Annotated in this window: 13 protein-coding genes; 6 read left to right on the top strand and 7 right to left on the bottom strand. The window is 71.7% G+C overall.

All coding sequences use genetic code 11. From position 1 onward, the window contains the following. Positions 1 to 26: 26 nt before the first annotated feature. From AVS7_RS04615 to AVS7_RS04605, 3 genes are read left to right on the top strand one after another with little or no spacing between them, the layout of a single operon-like run. Positions 27 to 1,271: a GGDEF domain-containing protein gene (locus AVS7_RS04615; RefSeq protein ID WP_020227246.1), complete on the top strand. Its 1,245-nt coding sequence runs from the start codon at positions 27 to 29 to the stop codon at positions 1,269 to 1,271. Next, positions 1,268 to 2,731 carry a M20 family metallopeptidase gene (locus tag AVS7_RS04610; RefSeq protein ID WP_020227245.1) on the top strand — a complete coding sequence of 488 codons (1,464 nt, stop codon included), beginning with the start codon at positions 1,268 to 1,270 and terminating at the stop codon, positions 2,729 to 2,731. Before AVS7_RS04615 ends, AVS7_RS04610 begins: the two co-directional genes overlap by 4 nt. 14 nt (positions 2,732 to 2,745) lie before the next feature. After that, positions 2,746 to 3,591 carry an alpha/beta hydrolase gene (locus tag AVS7_RS04605; protein WP_020227244.1) on the top strand — a complete coding sequence of 282 codons (846 nt, stop codon included), beginning with the start codon at positions 2,746 to 2,748 and terminating at the stop codon, positions 3,589 to 3,591. Between the two features lie 27 nt (positions 3,592 to 3,618). Here the strand turns inward: AVS7_RS04605 and AVS7_RS04600 are convergent, their stop codons facing one another. The 7 genes from AVS7_RS04600 to AVS7_RS04570 form a co-directional block, all read right to left on the bottom strand. Continuing rightward, on the bottom strand, positions 3,619 to 4,785 hold the full coding sequence (locus tag AVS7_RS04600) for a sensor domain-containing diguanylate cyclase (RefSeq protein ID WP_020227243.1): 1,167 nt from the start codon (positions 4,783 to 4,785) through the stop codon (positions 3,619 to 3,621). A gap of 89 nt (positions 4,786 to 4,874) precedes the next feature. Beyond that, on the bottom strand, positions 4,875 to 7,721 hold the full coding sequence (locus tag AVS7_RS04595) for an ATP-binding protein (protein ID WP_020227242.1): 2,847 nt from the start codon (positions 7,719 to 7,721) through the stop codon (positions 4,875 to 4,877). A gap of 46 nt (positions 7,722 to 7,767) precedes the next feature. Then, positions 7,768 to 8,154, bottom strand: a complete 387-nt coding sequence (locus AVS7_RS04590) for a MazG nucleotide pyrophosphohydrolase domain-containing protein (RefSeq protein ID WP_020227241.1) — start codon at positions 8,152 to 8,154, stop codon at positions 7,768 to 7,770. Next, positions 8,141 to 8,881 carry a hypothetical protein gene (locus tag AVS7_RS04585; RefSeq protein WP_020227240.1) on the bottom strand — a complete coding sequence of 247 codons (741 nt, stop codon included), beginning with the start codon at positions 8,879 to 8,881 and terminating at the stop codon, positions 8,141 to 8,143. Before AVS7_RS04585 ends, AVS7_RS04590 begins: the two co-directional genes overlap by 14 nt. After that, a complete protein-coding gene (locus tag AVS7_RS04580) occupies positions 8,874 to 10,223 on the bottom strand; it encodes a hypothetical protein (protein ID WP_020227239.1) in 1,350 nt (449 codons plus the stop codon). The genes AVS7_RS04585 and AVS7_RS04580 overlap by 8 nt, the downstream gene beginning before the upstream one ends. Positions 10,224 to 10,234: 11 nt before the next feature. After that, positions 10,235 to 10,945, bottom strand: coding sequence for a 16S rRNA (uracil(1498)-N(3))-methyltransferase (locus tag AVS7_RS04575; protein WP_020227238.1), 711 nt, complete (start codon positions 10,943 to 10,945; stop codon positions 10,235 to 10,237). 67 nt (positions 10,946 to 11,012) lie between these two features. Next, positions 11,013 to 12,122: an aminoglycoside phosphotransferase family protein gene (locus tag AVS7_RS04570; RefSeq protein WP_020227237.1), complete on the bottom strand. Its 1,110-nt coding sequence runs from the start codon at positions 12,120 to 12,122 to the stop codon at positions 11,013 to 11,015. Between the two features lie 63 nt (positions 12,123 to 12,185). Here AVS7_RS04570 and AVS7_RS04565 point away from each other — a divergent pair, with 63 nt between their 5' ends. From AVS7_RS04565 to rsmA, 3 genes are all read left to right on the top strand, one after another. Continuing rightward, positions 12,186 to 14,600, top strand: a complete 2,415-nt coding sequence (locus AVS7_RS04565; protein ID WP_020227236.1) for an LPS-assembly protein LptD — start codon at positions 12,186 to 12,188, stop codon at positions 14,598 to 14,600. A 5-nt stretch (positions 14,601 to 14,605) separates the two neighbouring features. Then, positions 14,606 to 16,003 carry a peptidylprolyl isomerase gene (locus AVS7_RS04560; protein WP_020227235.1) on the top strand — a complete coding sequence of 466 codons (1,398 nt, stop codon included), beginning with the start codon at positions 14,606 to 14,608 and terminating at the stop codon, positions 16,001 to 16,003. A 159-nt stretch (positions 16,004 to 16,162) separates the two neighbouring features. Continuing rightward, a complete protein-coding gene (rsmA, locus tag AVS7_RS04555; protein ID WP_020227234.1) occupies positions 16,163 to 16,927 on the top strand; it encodes a 16S rRNA (adenine(1518)-N(6)/adenine(1519)-N(6))-dimethyltransferase RsmA in 765 nt (254 codons plus the stop codon). Positions 16,928 to 16,976 lie beyond the last annotated feature (49 nt).

Below are 16,976 nucleotides of genomic sequence, written 5' to 3'. Positions count from 1 at the left end.
CGGGCCACCGCCGCCCGCTTCGCCTCATGCTGCCGCACCTCGACGTTCCCACCATGCTGCTGATGACTGCGGCAGCATCGCTCACCATGGCGTGCTCCCTCGCGGCCATGCAACCGGGGCGCCGCGAGGGCATGGGCCTGTGGGCGCTGGCGTTGATGCTGCACACCGCCACCTACATCCTGTACACGCTGCGCGGCGTGGCGCCCGACTGGGCCAGCATCGTGCTGGCCAACACGCTGCTGTCGGGCACCTTCGCGCTGGTGCTGGCGGCCGTGCACCAGTTCCAGGGGCGGGAGATGCCCTGGCGGCGGATGGTGCCGCCGGTGCTCGTCATGGCGCTGCTGTTCGCCGTGTTCATCGACGACTACCGCGCGCGCCTGATAGTGACGAGCACACTGCTGCCGCTGCAACTGCTCCTGATCCTGTGGGCACTGTGGCGGCCGCAGCCGCCGCCGCAGCTGCGCGGCGCGGTGCTGCTGTCGGTGGGGGTGGCGCTACAGGTGATGCTGCTGTCGGTGCGCGGCGTGCTGGTGCTCACCAACGGCACCTCGGTCGAAGGGCTGATGCGCGGCAGCGGCATGCAGTCTCTCGTCTTCATGGCGGCGTTCATCGTCGTCGTCCTGTCGTCGCTGGGCTTCATCGTCATGGCCAAGGACCGGGCCGACGCGGCCAACCGCCACTTCGCGGCGCACGATGCACTCACCGACGTGGCCAACCGCCGCTCGCTCATCGCTGCGCTGGAGCGTGACGTGGCGCGCGCCGTACGCACGCGCGAGCCCTACGCGCTGATGATGCTGGACATCGACCATTTCAAGGCCGTCAACGACACGCGCGGCCACCTCGCCGGCGACCAGGTGCTGTGCCATGTGGCGGCCATGCTGCGCACCCGCCTGCGCGCACAGGACCTGGTGGGCCGCTACGGCGGCGAGGAATTTCTGGTGCTGCTGCCCGACACGCCCCTGCGTGGCGCCATGGAACTGGCCGAAGTGCTGCGCCAGGCGGTCGCGCAGACGCCCTGCATGCACGAAGGCCGGGCGCTGCCCGTCACCGTGAGCATCGGCGTCTGCGGCGGGCGGCTGGAGCAAGGCGACCACGGCGACCTGCTGATCCACACCGCCGACCAGGCGCTCTACGCCGCCAAGGCGGCCGGGCGCAACCGCGTCGAAGGCGCCCTGCTGCCGCGCGACGGCCCGCCTACCCTGCCCATGCAGAGGCCGGAGGGGCTGGCGTATCCTGTTCCCTTTCCCCATCGCTCCGAGGAACTGCCATGACCGCCCGCCTGCCCGCCGCCGCACTCGACACCGCCCTGGCGCTGGAGCGCGTGGGCCGCCTATGGGATGAGGACATCCTGCGCCAGCTCACCGACTACATCCGCATTCCCGCCAAATCCCCCGGCTTCGCGCCCGACTGGCGCGCGCAGGGCCATCTGGAAACCGTGCTGCGCAACGCCGCGCAGTGGGTGGAGGCGCAGAAGGTCGCTGGCCTGCGCCTGGAGATCGTGCGCCTGGACGGCCGCACGCCGGTGCTGTTCTTCGAGGTGGAGGCCACCCGGCCGCAGTCCACGCAGACGGTCCTGATGTACGGCCACCTGGACAAGCAGCCCGAGTTCGAGGGCTGGCGCGCCGACCTGGGGCCCTGGACCCCCAAGTACGAGGACGGAAAGCTCTACGGCCGCGGTGGCGCCGACGACGGCTACGCGGTCTACGCCAGCATCGCCGCGGTGCAGGAGCTGCAGCGCCAGAACGTGCCGCACCCGCGCATCGTCGGCCTGATCGAGACCTGCGAGGAGAGCGGCTCCGCCGACCTGCTGCCCTACATCGACCTGCTGCGCGGGCGCCTGGGCGACGTGGCGCTGGTCATCTGCCTGGACTCGGGTGCCGGCAACTACGACCAGCTCTGGCTCACCACCAGCCTGCGCGGCATGGCCAGCGGCACGCTGAAGGTGGAGATCCTCACCGAGGGCGTGCACTCGGGCGACTCGTCCGGGCTCGTGCCCTCGTCGTTCCGCATCATGCGGCAGGTGCTCGACCGGCTGGAAGACTCGGCCACCGGGCGCCTGCTGCCCGCCAGCTTCCACTGCGAGATGCCTGCCGACCGCCTGGCGCAGGCGCGCGCCACCGCCGCCATCCTGGGCGCCGAGGTCTACAAGCGCTTTCCCTGGGCGCACCACGACTGCGGCGGCAGCACGGTGTTCGCGCTGCCCACCACCACCGACCCGGTCGAGGCGCTGATCCGCCGCACCTGGCAGCCCACGCTCAGCGTCACCGGCGCCGAGGGCTTCCCCGCCCTGCGGGACGCGGGCAACGTGCTGCGCCCCTACACCGCCTTCAAGCTCAGCCTGCGCCTGCCGCCGCTGGTGGACGCGGGCGCCTGCGTGCAGGAAATGAAGGCCTTGCTGGAGGACAACGCACCCTACCAGGCCCGCGTGACCTTCGCGCCCGACGGCGCCGCCAGTGGCTGGAACGCCCCGGCCATCGATCCGTGGTTCGCCCAGGCGCTGGACGCCGCCAGCCAGGCGCACTTCGGCGCGCCCTGCGGCTACATCGGCCAGGGCGGCACCATCCCGCTCATGAACATGCTGAGCCAGGGCTTCCCCAAGGCGCAGATGATGGTCTGCGGCGTGCTCGGTCCCAAGAGCAATGCGCACGGCCCCAACGAATTCCTGCACGTGCCTTACGCCAAGCGCCTCACCGCCGCCGTGGCCCAGGTGGTCGCTGCCCTGCCTGCCTGAACACCGCTCCCGCCATGCAGGACCTGCCCGAGTCCACGCTGAGCCCCTTCACCGCCGGCGACGGCGAGAACCTCGCCGTGCGCGACTGGCCGCTGCCCACCCGCGAGCGGCGCGGCACCGTGCTTGTCGTGCACGGGCTGGGCGAGCACTCGGCCCGCTACCGCGTGCTCGCCGCGCGCCTGAACGGCTGGGGGTTCGCCGTGCGCAGCTACGACCACTACGGCCATGGCGAGTCGGGCGGCCCGCGCGGCGGCCTGACCAGCGACCTGCGCCTGGAAGACGACCTGGCCGACCTGGTCGACGCCACGCGCGCGCGCATGCGCCCGGGCGAGCCGCTGGTGCTGCTGGGCCACAGCATGGGCGGGCTGGTGGCCGCGCACCTGGTGGCGCGGGGCGTGCGGCCCGTGGAGGCGCTGGTGCTTTCGTCGCCTGCGCTCGCCGCCTTCCTGAACCCCGTGCAGAAACTCCTGCTGGCCACGCTGCCGCGCCTGGTGCCGAACCTGCGCGTGGGCAACGGCCTGAGCGCGGATTTCCTGTCGCATGACGCGGACGTGGTCGCCGCCTACCGGGCCGACCGGCGCTGCCACGACCGCATCTGCGCCCGTCTGGCGCGCTACATCGCCGACGCCGGCCCCGCCACGGTGGCCCATGCGCCGCAATGGAGCGTGCCCACGCTGCTGCTCTGGGGCGAGGACGACCGCATCGTGGACCCCGCCGGCAGCCAGGTCTTCGCCGCCGCCGCGCCGCAGGACGTGTTGGCCGCGCAGGGCTTCGCGGGGCTGTACCACGAGATCTTCAACGAGCGCGAAGCCCAGCCCGTCTTCACGGCGCTGGAGCAGTGGCTCGGGGAAAGGTTTTAAGCGAAATCGGCCTCCAGCGCTTGTCCATCAAGCGCTGGCAGCTATTGTTTCGGGAGCATCCTGCCCCGCCCACACCACGCGGTCGCGGCCTTGGCGCTTGGCCTCGTAGAGGGCCGCGTCGGCCCGCTGCAGCAGGGCCACGGGCGTCTCGCCGGCGTGCAGCCGGGCGGCGCCCACCGACACGGTCAGGCGCACCGTGCCGCCCGCGGGCAGCGCCACCGGCGACGCCGCCACGGCCGCGCGCACGCGCCCCAGCAGGCGCGCGCCGTCCTCGGGCGTGGTGCCGGCCATGAGCAGCACGAACTCCTCGCCGCCCCAGCGCGCCAGGATGTCGGTGGCGCGCACGCTGGCCAGCACCGTGCGCGCGAAAGCCTGCAGCGCCAAATCGCCGCCGGCGTGGCCGTGGGTGTCGTTGACGGCCTTGAAGTGGTCCAGGTCCAGTTGCGCCATCAGCACCGGGTGGCCGCCGCGGCGCACGCGCAGCCCTTCCAGTCGCATCATCTCCAGCATGTAGCGCCGGTTGGGCAGGCCGGTAAGCTCGTCGCGCGTGGCCAGCTCGCGCACCTGCTCCACGGCATGCGCCAGCTCGGCCTTCTGCCGCCGCAGCTTCTCGCGCGTGGCATGCATGCGCATGTTGAGGAAGGTGCTGCTGAGCAGCACCACCACGATCATCACCATGTAGGCGCCGGCCAGCGCCGCCGGCTGGCCGCCGGGCGGGTACCACCACTGCACCACGGCCGAGGCGAGGCCGAACACCGCCAGCCCGTAGACCAGCACGCCCACCATCTGCCGCGGCGTCAGGCCGAAGATGCCGAACATCAGGATCACCGCCAGGATGGGCAGCGCGATGCCGCGCGCCGGCCCGGCGATCACGTAGGCCGTGGCATTGCAGGCGATGGCGTAGACGATCTGCAGCAGCGTGAGCGCGGGATCGTGCCAGCGGCTGCTGTAGCCGCTGCGGATCAGTGCGTAGACCGCCGCCAGGCCGGTGGCGCAGGCCAGCGTCCACCAGTGCACGGGCCGCGCGGCCGTCAGTCCGGCGGCGGCCACCAGGTGCATGGCGGCGATGCAGCAGAGCATGAGCAGGGCGGCCAGGCCCGTCATCGCCAGCCGCAGCCGCTGGTGGGGGTCGCGGGTGATGAGCGCGTCCAGCACGCGCTGCGGCAGGGTGCGGGCCACGGCCTCCTGGTCCACGGGCGGGTTCCTTTCCTTGCGCGCTCGGCGCCGTCCGCATCTTAGGCCGGCAGCGGCGGCTGGATGTAGGCAGGAAACCCCTTGGAGGGTCAGGCCGCGATGGGCCGCAGCTCCGGCACGCCGCGCCGCTTGGCCACCGCGATGGGCGGTGCCCAGCGGCTCTCGCGCGGCTTCTTGCTGGTGACCAGGGTGATCTCGGCGGGCTCGAACACTTCCAGGTTGTGCGTGATCGGCGTGGTCAGCACGTACTGCGCGCGCGTGGAGCGCAGGAAGTGGCCGACGAGCTGGATGTTGCGCACGTCCAGGTGGGCGAAGGGCTCGTCGATGAACACGAAGCCGCCCGAGCCGCTTTCCTCGTCCTTGAGCAGGCCCACCAGCAGGATCAGCGACTTGATGACCTGCTGCCCGCCCGAGGCCTCGCCGTCGTTCAGGCCGATGCTGCCCTTGCCGTCGAAGGCGAAGTGCACCTTCAGGCCCGCCTGGGCCAGCACGGCGTCGTCGTTTTCCAAGAGCGGCAGGTCGGCCGCCACCTCCACGCCCGCGAGCTGGCCCAGCTCCTGGATGTTCTTGCGGTAGCGGCGCACAGTGCTGCGCAGCACCTCGATGTAGCTCTCGCGCGCGTTCAGCACGGCGGTCTGGGCCTGGGCGTTCTTCACCTGGTGGTCCGACAGGCTCGTGGCCTGCTCGCGCACCGCCACGTCCATGCGGCGATGGCGCTCTTCCACCGTGGCGTCGTGCTCCCAGGCGCCCTGCTCCAGCTCCTGCTCCACGGCCTGCAGGCGCAGGCGGGCCTGGGTGTCGTTCACGTATTCGTCGGCCAGCCGGGCGATGGCGCCGGGCGCGATCCAGCGCGCGGGGAACTGCGCGCGCTGCGCCTGGCTGCGCGCCACCGCGCCTTGCTGCTGGCGGCGGCGCGCGCTCCAGTCCTGCGCGGCGCGCTCGCTCTCGCCGCGTGCGCGCTGCAGCTGCTGCTCCAGGCGCTTGTGCTCCTCGGAAAACGCGCGGTGGCGGTCGTGGGCGCGGCCCGTGTCCTGCTCCAGCCGCTGCCAGAGCTGGGCGGCGGCCACGCGCGCCTGCCTGGCGCCGGGCAGCTGCTCGCGCGCCTGGGCGAACTCGTCGCTGCGGCGCGCCAGCTCCTCGGCGGCGCTGTGGCCCTCCAGCGCGCGGCGCGTGTCGGTGATCTGGCGCTTGAGGGCCAGCAGCGTGTCCAGCACCGGTGCGAGCTGCGCGTCGATGCGGGCCAGCTCGCGCTCGGCCGCGGTGCGGCGCGCATGCACGGCGGCGGCGCCGAACTGGTGCTCGTGCGCGTCCACCCACATGGAGCGCGCGCCGCGCCCGTCGTGCATGTAGGCCTGGGGCGTGATCCATGTGCCGCCCAGCTTCTTGCCCTCGCGCGGGTCGGCCACGCAGCGCAGCTGCTGCAGCTGCTGCACCAGCCAGCGCGGCACGGGGGCGGTGAACTTCACGTGCGCCAGCAGCGTGCCGTCCTCGCCGCGCAGGGCGGTTTCTACGGCGTTCTGCCCGGGGCCGACGATGTAGTGCCGGTAGCGCTCGCGCTCGCCGGTTTCGTAGGCCTCGGCCAGGTCCTGTTCCTTGTCCAGCAGCGCCACCCAGCGGTGGCCCCGCAGCACGCCCTCGATGGCGGCGCGCCAGCGCTCGTCCTGCACCTCCACCACCTCGGCCACGAAGCGGTGGCCGATGCCTTGCGCGCTGAGCGCCCGGCGGAATTTCTGCACCTCGGGCGGCAGCGGCGGCAGGTGCTGGCCTTCCAGCGCGGCGAGCTGCGCGGCGGCCAGCTTGCGGCGCTGGGCCAGCGCGGCGCGCTCGTCCTGCAGGGCCGATTCCTGCGCCTGCAGCTGGGCCAGATGGGCCTGCAGGTCGCCCGCGTCGCTGCCCTTGTCCACCAGGGCCAGCAGTTCCTGCGCGCGCTGGGCCAGTTTCTCCAGCGGCGCTTCGTGGCGCGTGGCTTCGTCGAGCTGGGCGCGGGCCTGGTCGCGCTCCACGCGCAATTGCTCGGCCTGCTGCTGGGCGCGGGCGCTTTCCTCCAGCAGGTGCAGCAGGCGCTTGTTCTGCACTGCCTGGTCGGCCAGCGCGGCGCGGTGCTGGGCCTTGTGGCGGCGCAGCTCGCGCGACTGTTTCGCCAGCCCCTCGCGCTCGCCCCACCAGGCGAGCACGGGCAGCACCTCGGTGGCCAGGCGCTCGCGCTCGGCCAGCCGCATCTGCCAGGTCTTGTAGCTGGTCACGCGGTTGTGCAGCTCGGCCAGCTGCGCGCGGCTGTGCTGCAGCTCGCGCTCGGCCTGCACCATCTCGCGGGCGAGCTGCTGCTGGTGCTCGCGTGCCTGGTCGTAGGCGTCCAGCACCTGCTGGTCGCCAAACACGTCGAACACGAGGCGCAGCAGCTCGCGCGGGCTGAATTCGCACAGCCGGTCGGTCTGACCCTGCTCCAGCGAGAGCACGCGCGCGATGGCCGGCGACAGGCCGGCGGCGGACAGCACGCGGCCCCAGGCCTCCACGCCCATGAAGCCCAGGTCCTTCTCGGGCGTGTCCACCAGCTGCTCGATGGACACGTCGCCCTCCAGCAGGCAGTAGCGGCGCTGCCAGTCGCCGCCGTTCTTGTCGATGCGGCAGGCCAGCGTCACCTGGTCGCTGTAGAGCAGCCGGCGCGCGAACGGCCGGCTGGAGCTTTGCCGCCCCTGCGGCCGGTTGTCCACCACGGCGCGCAGCCACGCCGTCTGCGCGCCCGCATGGCGCGCATAGGTGCGGTAGTCGCGCGGGGCCGAGCAGCGCAGGCCGAGCAGCGTGCGCAGGGCGTCCAGCAGCGTGGTCTTGCCGGAGCCGTTGGGGCCGGCGATGGTGATGATGGAGGCGTCCAGCGGCAGGGAGACGCGCTGGCAGTAGTCCCAGTGGACGAGTTCGAGGGTTTGCAGGTGGAACACGGGTGCTTCTGTATGGATGCTGCTGGCAAAAGGGCGGTGGCGTCCGTCAGGGACCGCTCATGTCGGGCCGCGTGGACGCATGCTCTTGCGCGAGTTCTTGTTGCTGCCGGAGCTTGGTTTCCTGCCAGGGAACGCCGGATTCGATGCCGGACACGCGGGTGTGGTATTTGTGAAGCGCTCTTTCCAGAACGGACTCCAGCCGTATGCCCGCTTCTTTCTCCAAGGCAAGGACGGCATTGAGGTAGTCCCACAGCACATCGCCCAGCTCGTCTTCCAGGTAGCACGCGCGATGCCGCGGTATTTCGTCGGCGACTTCGTCGACTTCCTTTTTCAGCGCGGACAGATAAGTGCCCGGGCCGGAGTACCAGGGGTTCGTCCGGTCGAACGCCGACTTGCGCCGCGCGACCTCCAGCAGCCTCTCAAAGTCTTCCATCGGGCCGTGCGCTCCCCTGGTCCTGCGATGCTTCCATATCCATAGCTGCCAGCGCTTGATGGTCGGGCGCTGGAGGCTGATTTGGCTCGGATTCCTCTGCCGCCCGCTCGCGCACCAGCACCTCGGCCAGCGCCCCGTCGAGGATGCGCGGGGCGAGCACGTCGTAGTCCAGCAGCACGTCCAGCAGCGGCCCTTCGGCGATCTCGTCCTGGCGGCGCAGGATGAAGCCGTGGCGCTCCAGCAGCTTGAGGTTGGCGTCCAGGCGCAGCTTCTTGCCGAGCTGGGGGCCGTAGTCTTCCAGCAGCGCCTTGTACGAGAGCACGGGGCTGACGCTGGCGGCCTGGGGCAGGGGCTTGGCGGCGGGGAAGAAGTCGCTCTGGCCCGCGTCGCCTTCCTGCGCGCGGCTGGTCTGGCGCTCGCGCTTGGGCAAAACGATGAGCGCCCACAGCACGACCAGCAGCGCCTGCGCGTCGCGCGGCAGCTCCAGGTTGTTGTTGGCGTTGAGCCCGGCTTCGCCCATCACGCCGTTCTGGGCGGCGGGCAGCAGGGCCACGCTGACGTGGTCGGCGTAGATGCTGTCCATCCAGCGCAGGCCGGACTGGGCCAGGCGCTGCTCGACCTGGGCGAAAAGCTCGGCGTCGACCAGCGCGCGCTTCACGCGCGGGTGGCTGCGCGGCAGCCAGCGGCGGGTGAGCAGTTCGGCGATCAACAGGGCGGCGTCATCCATGCGTGTCTTCCTTGGCGGGCACCAGCGTGCCGCGGCTCAGCAGTGCGACCTGGTGGTGGTCGATGGGTTCGGCGGCGCCGTCCCAGGCGATGCGCCAGGGCTGGCGCGCCAGCGCGCCGGTCAGGCCGGGCAGCACGGCGGCCTGCGGGTCGCCCAGCAGGGGCATGAGCTGTGCCTTGTAGGCCACCTGGGCGTAGCGCGCGGCGCCGGGGCGCGGGCCCAGCAGGGCGTCGGCCACGGTGCGGGCGGCGCCGGGGTCGCCGCCGGTCCACTCGGCCAGCAGCGCGTTCAGGTCGCCCAGTTCGCGCGGCAGGGCCACGGCGGCGAGGGTACCGGGCGGCGCGCTCTGGGCGGCGGGCAGGGTGTCGGGCAGGGCGGCCTGGGGGCGGTCGCGCTCGAACTCGGCCTCCACCACGTCCAGCAGCTCGTGCGGCGCCAGCGTGGCCAGTTGCGTGGGCTGGGCCAGCGCGCCGTCCAGCAGGCGGTGCGGCGCGGGCGCGGTCTGCAGCCAGCGCTTGACGTCCGTGCTGGTGATGCCGGTGGTGCCCAGCGTCACGCGCTGGCGGTCCACCTGCTGCAGCGCGCGGTTGAACTGGCTGGCCATGGCCAGCAGGCGCGACTGGGCCTGGCCCAGGCCGCGTGCGGCGCGCTCCAGCAGCAGGTGGCCCTGGGCGTTGCCGATGAGGGCGCTGATGGCGTCGGACGCGCGGTCGATGAGCGTGGCGGCGCGGTCGTAGCGCTTGCGCGCCTCGCGCAGGCGGAACTCGGAGCCGCTGGCGATCGCGTCGGCGAACTCGCCGTGCAGCCGCGCGAGCTGCGCGTGCAGCATCTGCACCTGGGCGGCGTCCACGCTGCCGAGCTGGTTGGCGCCGACCACCTGGCCGAGCAGGGCGGCCAGCTCGCCGCCGTCGGCGTCGCCTTCCTCGTCGGCGGTGGGCGAGTCGGCGGCCAGCGGCGTCAGCAGGGCGGCCACGCGCTGGGCCAGCGGGGGCAGGGCATAGGCGCGCTGGGTCTCGTCCCAGGCCAGCAGGCCCACGTCGCGCAGGCGCTTGAGCACGGTGTCCAGCGCCTCGGGGCGCAGGGCGTTGAAGAGCTCGTCGATGCCCTCGCGCGGCCACTGCGCGTCGCCCTGCGAGGCGAGCTGCAGGAACACCCATACGCGCAGCTGCACCAGTGCGGCAGGGCCGTGGAACAGGCCGCTCAAGGCCTGCGTGAGCGGCTGCTGGCGCGTGATGCGGCCGAGCAGGGGCGCGTCGGCGGCGGCGTCGCCGAACAGGTAGCCGTCGCGGAAGAAGTCGGCCACGGCGCCCAGTTCAGCGCCGGATGCGGCGCTCTCATCCATCTCGCTATGCATCAGAGCCCCAGCACGGCCAGCGCGGCAACGGAGGCCGTCTCGGCCCGCAGCACGCGCGCGCCCAGGCTGGCGGGTGCGAAGCCCTGGGCCAGCGCGGCGTCTTCTTCCTGCGCGCTCAATCCGCCTTCGGGGCCGTGCAGCACCCACACCGCGCCGGCATGGCCAGCGGCCTCCTGCAGGGGGCGGGCACCGCCCTGCAGCGACAGCAGCAGGCGCGCGCCTTCCGCCGCAGGCCGGCGCAGCCAGTCCGCCAGCGGCAGCGGGGCGGCGACCGGCGGCACGCGGTTGCGCCCGCACTGCTCGCAGGCGGCCACGGCGATGGCCTGCCAATGGGCTTGGCGCTTGGCGGCGCGCTCGCCGGCCAGCTTGAGCACGCTGCGCGCGGCGGCCACGGGCTGGATGCTGGCGGCGCCGAGTTCGGTGGCCTTTTCCACCAGCCAGTCCATGCGCTCGTTGGCAGGCATGCCCACGACGAGGTGCACGGCGCGCGCAGCCTCGCGCTCGATGGCCGCGTGTGCGCCCACTTCCACCTCCACGTCGGAGCGGCCCATGCGGGTGACGCTGGCGGACCATTCCCCGCCCTCGCCGTTGAACAGCGTGACCGCGTCGCCCGGCTGCAGGCGCAGCACCTGCACATGGCGCGCGGCCGTGGGCGGCAGCGCGATGCGCGCGCCGGTGGCCAGGGGCAGGGGGCAGTGGAAACGGGGCATGTGCTTCAAAAAAAGTAGCTACCAGCGCTTGCAGGATAAGCGCTGGAGGCCGTTTTTGTTGGTAAACCTAGACGCGTCCGAAGGCGTAGCCCACGGGGGCCTGGGTGCCTTCGATCTCGTCCACCAGCCGCAGCAGGGGCGACAGCTCGCGGTAGCGCCCGGCCGTCTGGCGGATGTAGTGGATGAAGCGCGGCGCGTCCTGCAGGTACTTGGGCTTGCCGTCGCGCAGCGTGAGCCGCGCGAAGATGCCGGCCACCTTCAGGTGGCGCTGCAGCGCCATCCAGTCCACCGCGCGGTAGAACTCGCCGAAGTCCGCGCCCCAGCCGCTGCTGCTGGCGGCGCCGAGGATGCCCGCGCGCCGGGCCTTTTCCCAGTAACGCACGGTAATGTCGATGACGAAATCCTCTTCCCAGCTGATGAACGCGTCGCGCAGCAGGCTGGCGATGTCGTAGGTCACGGGGCCCAGCACCGCGTCCTGGAAGTCCAGCACGCCCAGGCGCCCGTCCTCGCCCACCATGAGGTTGCGCATCATGAAGTCGCGGTGCACGAACACGCTGGGCGCGGCCAGGTTCTGGGCGACGATGGCGTCGAAGGCCTTGGCCAGCACGGCCTGCTGCGCGCCGGTGAGCGGGATGGCGCGGTGGCGGGCGATGTACCAGTCGGGAAAGAGCTGCAGCTCGCGGCGCAGCAGGGCGTCGTCATAGGCCGGCAGCGCGCCGGGCCGGCTGGCGCGCTGCCAGTCGATCAGCAGGCCCACCGCCTGCACATACCAGGCGTGCGCGGCCTGCGGGTCGCGCGCATCCAGGCGCTCGATGGCCGTCTGGACGCCCAGGTCGGTCAGCAGCATGAAGCCGTGGGCCTCGTCCCAGGCCAGGACCTGCGGCACGCGCAGGCCGGCCGCGTGCAGCAGCGCCTGCACGTGCACGAACGGGCGGCAGTCTTCCTTCTCCGGCGGCGCATCCATCACGACCAGGCTGGCGCCGGATTGCGTGTCCAGCCGCAGGTAGCGGCGAAAGCTCGCGTCGGCGGACGCAGGGCGCAGCGTCGCGGGCAGCAGGCCGTGGGCGGGAACGAGGGGGGAAAGCCAGGCCTCGAAGGCGGCCTGGCGGGCCGGATCGCTCCAGGCGACGGCCGCGCGGGCGCTGCCTGCCGGCGGAAAAGGGGAGGGGTGGCTCATGGATAATCCGATTCTACAAACCGGCCTGGCTGCTTGAAGCCGCGCAGCCCCTCGCCTCACTCCATGGATCGACCTTTCCTGCCCTCCGACCCGCCCGCCCCCCTGCTGCGCCCGCTCGCGCGGCTGGCCGCCCTGATGCTGTGCGGCCTGCCGCTGTCGGCGCTGGCCCAGGCGCAGGCCGCGGCCGAGGAGGCGCCGCCGGCGCTGCGCCCCAGCCCGCGGCTGCAGGAGGCGCTGCCCTACGGCGTGCGCCAGCAGATGCCGGTGTTCGTGCGCGGCGACCAGGTCACCGGCCAGCCGGACATCCGCGCCACCATCGAGGGCAACGCCGAGCTGCGCCGCGGCGACACCGTGATCCAGGCCGACCGCATGGACTACGACGTGCCCGAGGACCGCGCCCAGGCCAGCGGCAACGTGCGCATCAACCGCGCCGGCAACCGCTACGAGGGCTCCGAGCTGGACCTGCGCGTGGACGCCTTCAGCGGTTTCTTCAGCGAGGCGCGCTACCGCTTCCTGGAGACCTCGGCCCATGGCGAGGCGGCGCGCGTGGACTTCCTGGACCGCGACCGCTCCGTGGTGCACGAGGCCACCTACACCACCTGCGAGCGCACCGACGAGACGAGCTGGCAGCCCGACTGGATCCTGCGCGCCAAGCGCATCCACCTGGACCGCGCGGAGGACGTGGGCACGGCCGAGGACGGCGTGCTGGAGTTCAAGGGCGTGCCCATCCTGCCGGTGCCGCGCATCACCTTCCCGCTGTCGGACCGGCGCAAGTCCGGCCTGCTGCCGCCCACCATCGGGCTGGACAACCTGAGCGGCGTGGAATACGCCCAGCCGTACTACTGGAACATCGCGCCCAACCGTGACGCCACCATCACCCCCGTGCTCATGAGCAAGCGCGGCGTGTCGCTGGGCGCCGAGTTCCGCTACCTGGAGCCGCGCTACAGCGGCGAGCTGGGCGTCAACTACATGCCCAATGACAGCCTGCGCGACCGGGACCGCTGGGCCTACAGCCTGCGCCACCGCCAGGCGTTCGACACGCCGCTGGGCGGCCTGGGGCTGAACGTCGACATCAAGCGCGTGAGCGACGACGACTACTGGCGCGACTTCACGCAGCGCACCGGCATGCGGCCGGGCAATTCCACCGACCAGCTCACCCAGCGCCTGCTGCCGGGTGACGCTTCGCTGAGCTGGGCGCGGGACGACCACTCGGTGGTGCTGCGCACGCTCAAGTGGCAGACGCTGCAGGATGTGAGCGCGCCCATCGCCCCGCCCTACGACCGCATGCCCCAGCTGCACTGGCGCTATGCGCCGCTGCAGCTCGCCGGCGGCTTCGATGCCACGGTCGAGGCGGACTACACGCACTTCCTGTCCGACCGGCGCTTCTACAACCAGCCCAACGGCCGGCGCAGCTACACCATGGCCCAGGTCAGCCGGCCGTTCCTCGCGCCCGCGGGCTTCATCACGCCGCGGCTTCAGCTGCATGCGACGAACTACGAGTTCGACGACCTGCTGGCCAACGGCCAGCGCTCTGCCTCGCGCACGCTGCCCACTTTCAGCCTGGACAGCGGGCTGGTGTTCGAGCGCGACGCCGCGTACTTCGGCCGCAGCTTCCTGCAGACGCTGGAGCCGCGCGCGTTCTACACCTACACGCCCTACCGCGACCAGAGCATGCTGCCGGTGTACGACACGGCAGCCACCGACTTCAACTTCGCGTCTATCTACACCGAGAACGCCTTCGGCGGCAACGACCGCATCGCCGACAACAACCTGCTCACGCTGGGCGTGACCACGCGCCTGCTGGACGCCGACTCCGGCGCCGAGGCCGCGCGCTTCGGCATCGCCCAGCGCCTGCGCTTTTCCGACCAGAACGTGACCATGCCCGGCGGAGCCCCGGTGAACGACCGGCTGTCGGACGTGCTGCTGGGCGCGGGCCTGAACTGGACGCCGCAGTGGGGCTTCGACGCCACCGTGCAGTACAACCCCAAGACCGGCCGCTCCCTGCGCTCCACGGTGGCCGCGCGCTATTCGCCTGGCAAGTACCGCACGGTGAGCGCGGCCTACCGCCTGCAGCGGGTGACCGACTTCATCAGCGAGCCCAGCGAGCAGCTCGATGTGGGCTGGCAGTGGCCCCTGAACGACCTGTGGGGCGACCGCAGCGACAAGCCTACCGCCAGCGCCGGGCGCTGGTACGGCGTGGGCCGCCTGAACTACAGCCTGCGCGACCGCAAATTCGTGGACACCGTGGTCGGCGTGGAATACGAGAGCTGCTGCTGGATCGGCCGCGTGGTGCTCGAACGCCTGCAGCGCAGCTACACGTCGAGCAACACGCGCGTCATGTTCCAGATCGAGTTCATCGGCTTCTCGCGCCTGTCGCTGGGCTCCAACCCGCTCACCAGCCTGAAGCAGAACGTGCCGCGCTACGAGTTCCTGCGCGAAAACGTGGCCCTGCCCAGCCGCTTCACCCAATACGATTGAACGCCATGAAACACCGCGTCCTCCCCTTCGTCCTGGCCTGCTGGACCGCGCTTGCGGTGCCGCTCACGCAGGCCCAGGGGCTGCGGCCCTCGGCCGGCAACGGCGTGCCGCGCCTGTCCTCTCCCGCCACCCTGCTGCCGCCCGCGGGTTCGGCCGCGCCCAGCCAGGCCGGGCCGCGCCAGGCCGACTACATCGTGGCCGTGGTCAACTCCGAGCCCATCACCAACAACGAGGTGCGCCAGCGGGCCGACCGCTTGGCCCAGCAGGTCGCCAGCCAGGGCGGCAGCCTGCCCGCACGCGACCTGCTGCTCAAGGACGTGCTCGAACGCCTCATCCTGGAAAAGATCCAGGTGCAGCTGGCCAAGGAAAGCGGCATCAAGGTGGACGACTACGCCGTCACGCAGGCCGAGCAGTCGGTGGCGCGGCAGAACCAGCTGAGCCTGCAGGAGATGCACCGCCGCATGGAGGCCGAGGGCATCAGCCAGGCGCGCTTCCGCGAGGAGCTGCGCAGCCAGTTGCTGGCCCTGCGCGTGCGCGAGCGCGACGTGGAGTCGCGCGTGCGCGTGAGCGACCTGGAGGTGGACCAGTACCTGCGCGACCAGCAGAAGTCGGCCGCGGTGGACAAGCTCGAGCTCAACCTGGCCCACATCCTCATCCAGGTACCGGAGAACGCCAGCCCCGCCCAGGCGTCCGAGCGCAGCGCGCGCGCGCAGGAGGTGCTAGCCAAGCTGCAGGCCGGCGGCGACTTCGGCGCGCTGGCGCGCGAATATTCCGATGCGCCCGAGGGCACGAGCGGCGGCCTGCTGGGCCTGCGCCCGGCCGACCGCTATCCCGAGCTGTTCGTGAACGCCGTGCAGAACGCCAATGTGGGCAGCGTGGTGGGGCCGCTGCGCTCGCCCGCAGGCTTCCACCTGCTCAAGGTGATCGACAAGACCCACGGCGGCGTGGCCACCACGGCCATCCAGAACCATGCGCGCCACATCCTGCTGCGCACCAACGCCGGCCTGACCGAGCGCGAGGCCGCGGCGCGGCTGGAAGACCTGCGCGACCGCGTGGTGCGCGGCCAGGCCGAGTTCGCCGCGCTGGCGCGCGAGTATTCGCAGGACGGCAGCGCCAAGGACGGCGGCGACCTGGGCTGGGCCTCGCCCGGGCGCTACGTGCCCGAGTTCGAGGAGGTGCTCGATGCGCTCGCGCCCGGCGAGATCAGCCACCCCGTGGTGTCGCGCTTCGGCGTGCACCTGATCCAGCTCATGGGCCGCCGAGAGGCCAAGCTCACCCAGCGCGAGCAGCGCGACATGGTGCGCGACACGGTGCGCGAGAAGAAGCTCGACGAGGCCTATTCCACCTGGATCCAGGAGGCGCGCGGCCGGGCCTACGTGGAATACCGCGAACCGCCGCAGTGATGAGGTGCAACCCCCTGAGCCGCTGCGCGGCTTCCCCCTTCTCTCCACGCGCTGCGCGCTCTGGGAAGGGGGACGCAGCCCTCGCTGCGGGGCGGCCCTTGCTCGGCTGCCCTGGCTTGGGGCGCGCTGGTTTCATGCGCAGCGCCACGGATCAATGAGATGAAGCACATCCCGCGCAAGCGCTTCGGCCAGCACTTCCTGTCCGACAGCGGCATCATCGATGCCATCGTGCGGGCGATCGCCCCGCAGCCCGGCCAGCCCATGGTGGAGATCGGCCCCGGCCTGGCGGCGCTCACCCAGCCGCTGGTCGAGCGCCTGGGCCGCCTCACCGTGATCGAGCTGGACCGCGACTTGGCCGCGCGGCTGCGCCAGCACGGGCAACTGCAGGTCATCGAATCCGATGTGCTGAAAGTGGATTTTGCGCAGGTGGCGCAAGCGCTGGGCGCTCCAAAAATCAGAGTGGTAGGCAACCTGCCCTACAACATCTCCAGCCCCATCCTGTTCCATTTGCTGGAGCACGTGCAGTCCATTGAGGACCAGCACTTCATGCTGCAAAAGGAAGTCATCGACCGCATGGTGGCCGCGCCCTCCACCGCTGCCTACGGGCGCCTGTCGGTCATGCTGCAGTGGCGCTACGCGATGGAAGACGTGCTGTTCGTGCCGCCCCAGGCGTTCGATCCGCCGCCGCGCGTGGACAGCGCCGTGGTGCGCATGGTGCCGCATGCCGACCCTGCGGCGGTGGACGTGGCGCTGCTGGAGGAGCTGGTGCAGGTGGCCTTCAGCCAGCGGCGCAAGCTGCTGCGCCACACCCTGGGCCGCTGGCTCGAGGCGCGCAACGGGTCGGGCGATTTCGACACCCAGCGCCGCGCCGAGGAAGTGCCCGTGGCCGAATACGTCGCACTGGCCCAGTCGCTGCAAAATTAGGAGCTGCCAGCGCTTGACTGGCAAGCGCTGGAGTCCGATTTGGCTGGGA

It is taken from the genome of Acidovorax sp. MR-S7, assembly GCF_000400995.2.
Classification (GTDB): domain Bacteria; phylum Pseudomonadota; class Gammaproteobacteria; order Burkholderiales; family Burkholderiaceae_C; genus MR-S7.
The sequence above is the reverse complement of the archived record's forward strand: the minus strand, read 5'-3'. Positions and strand labels throughout refer to the sequence as shown.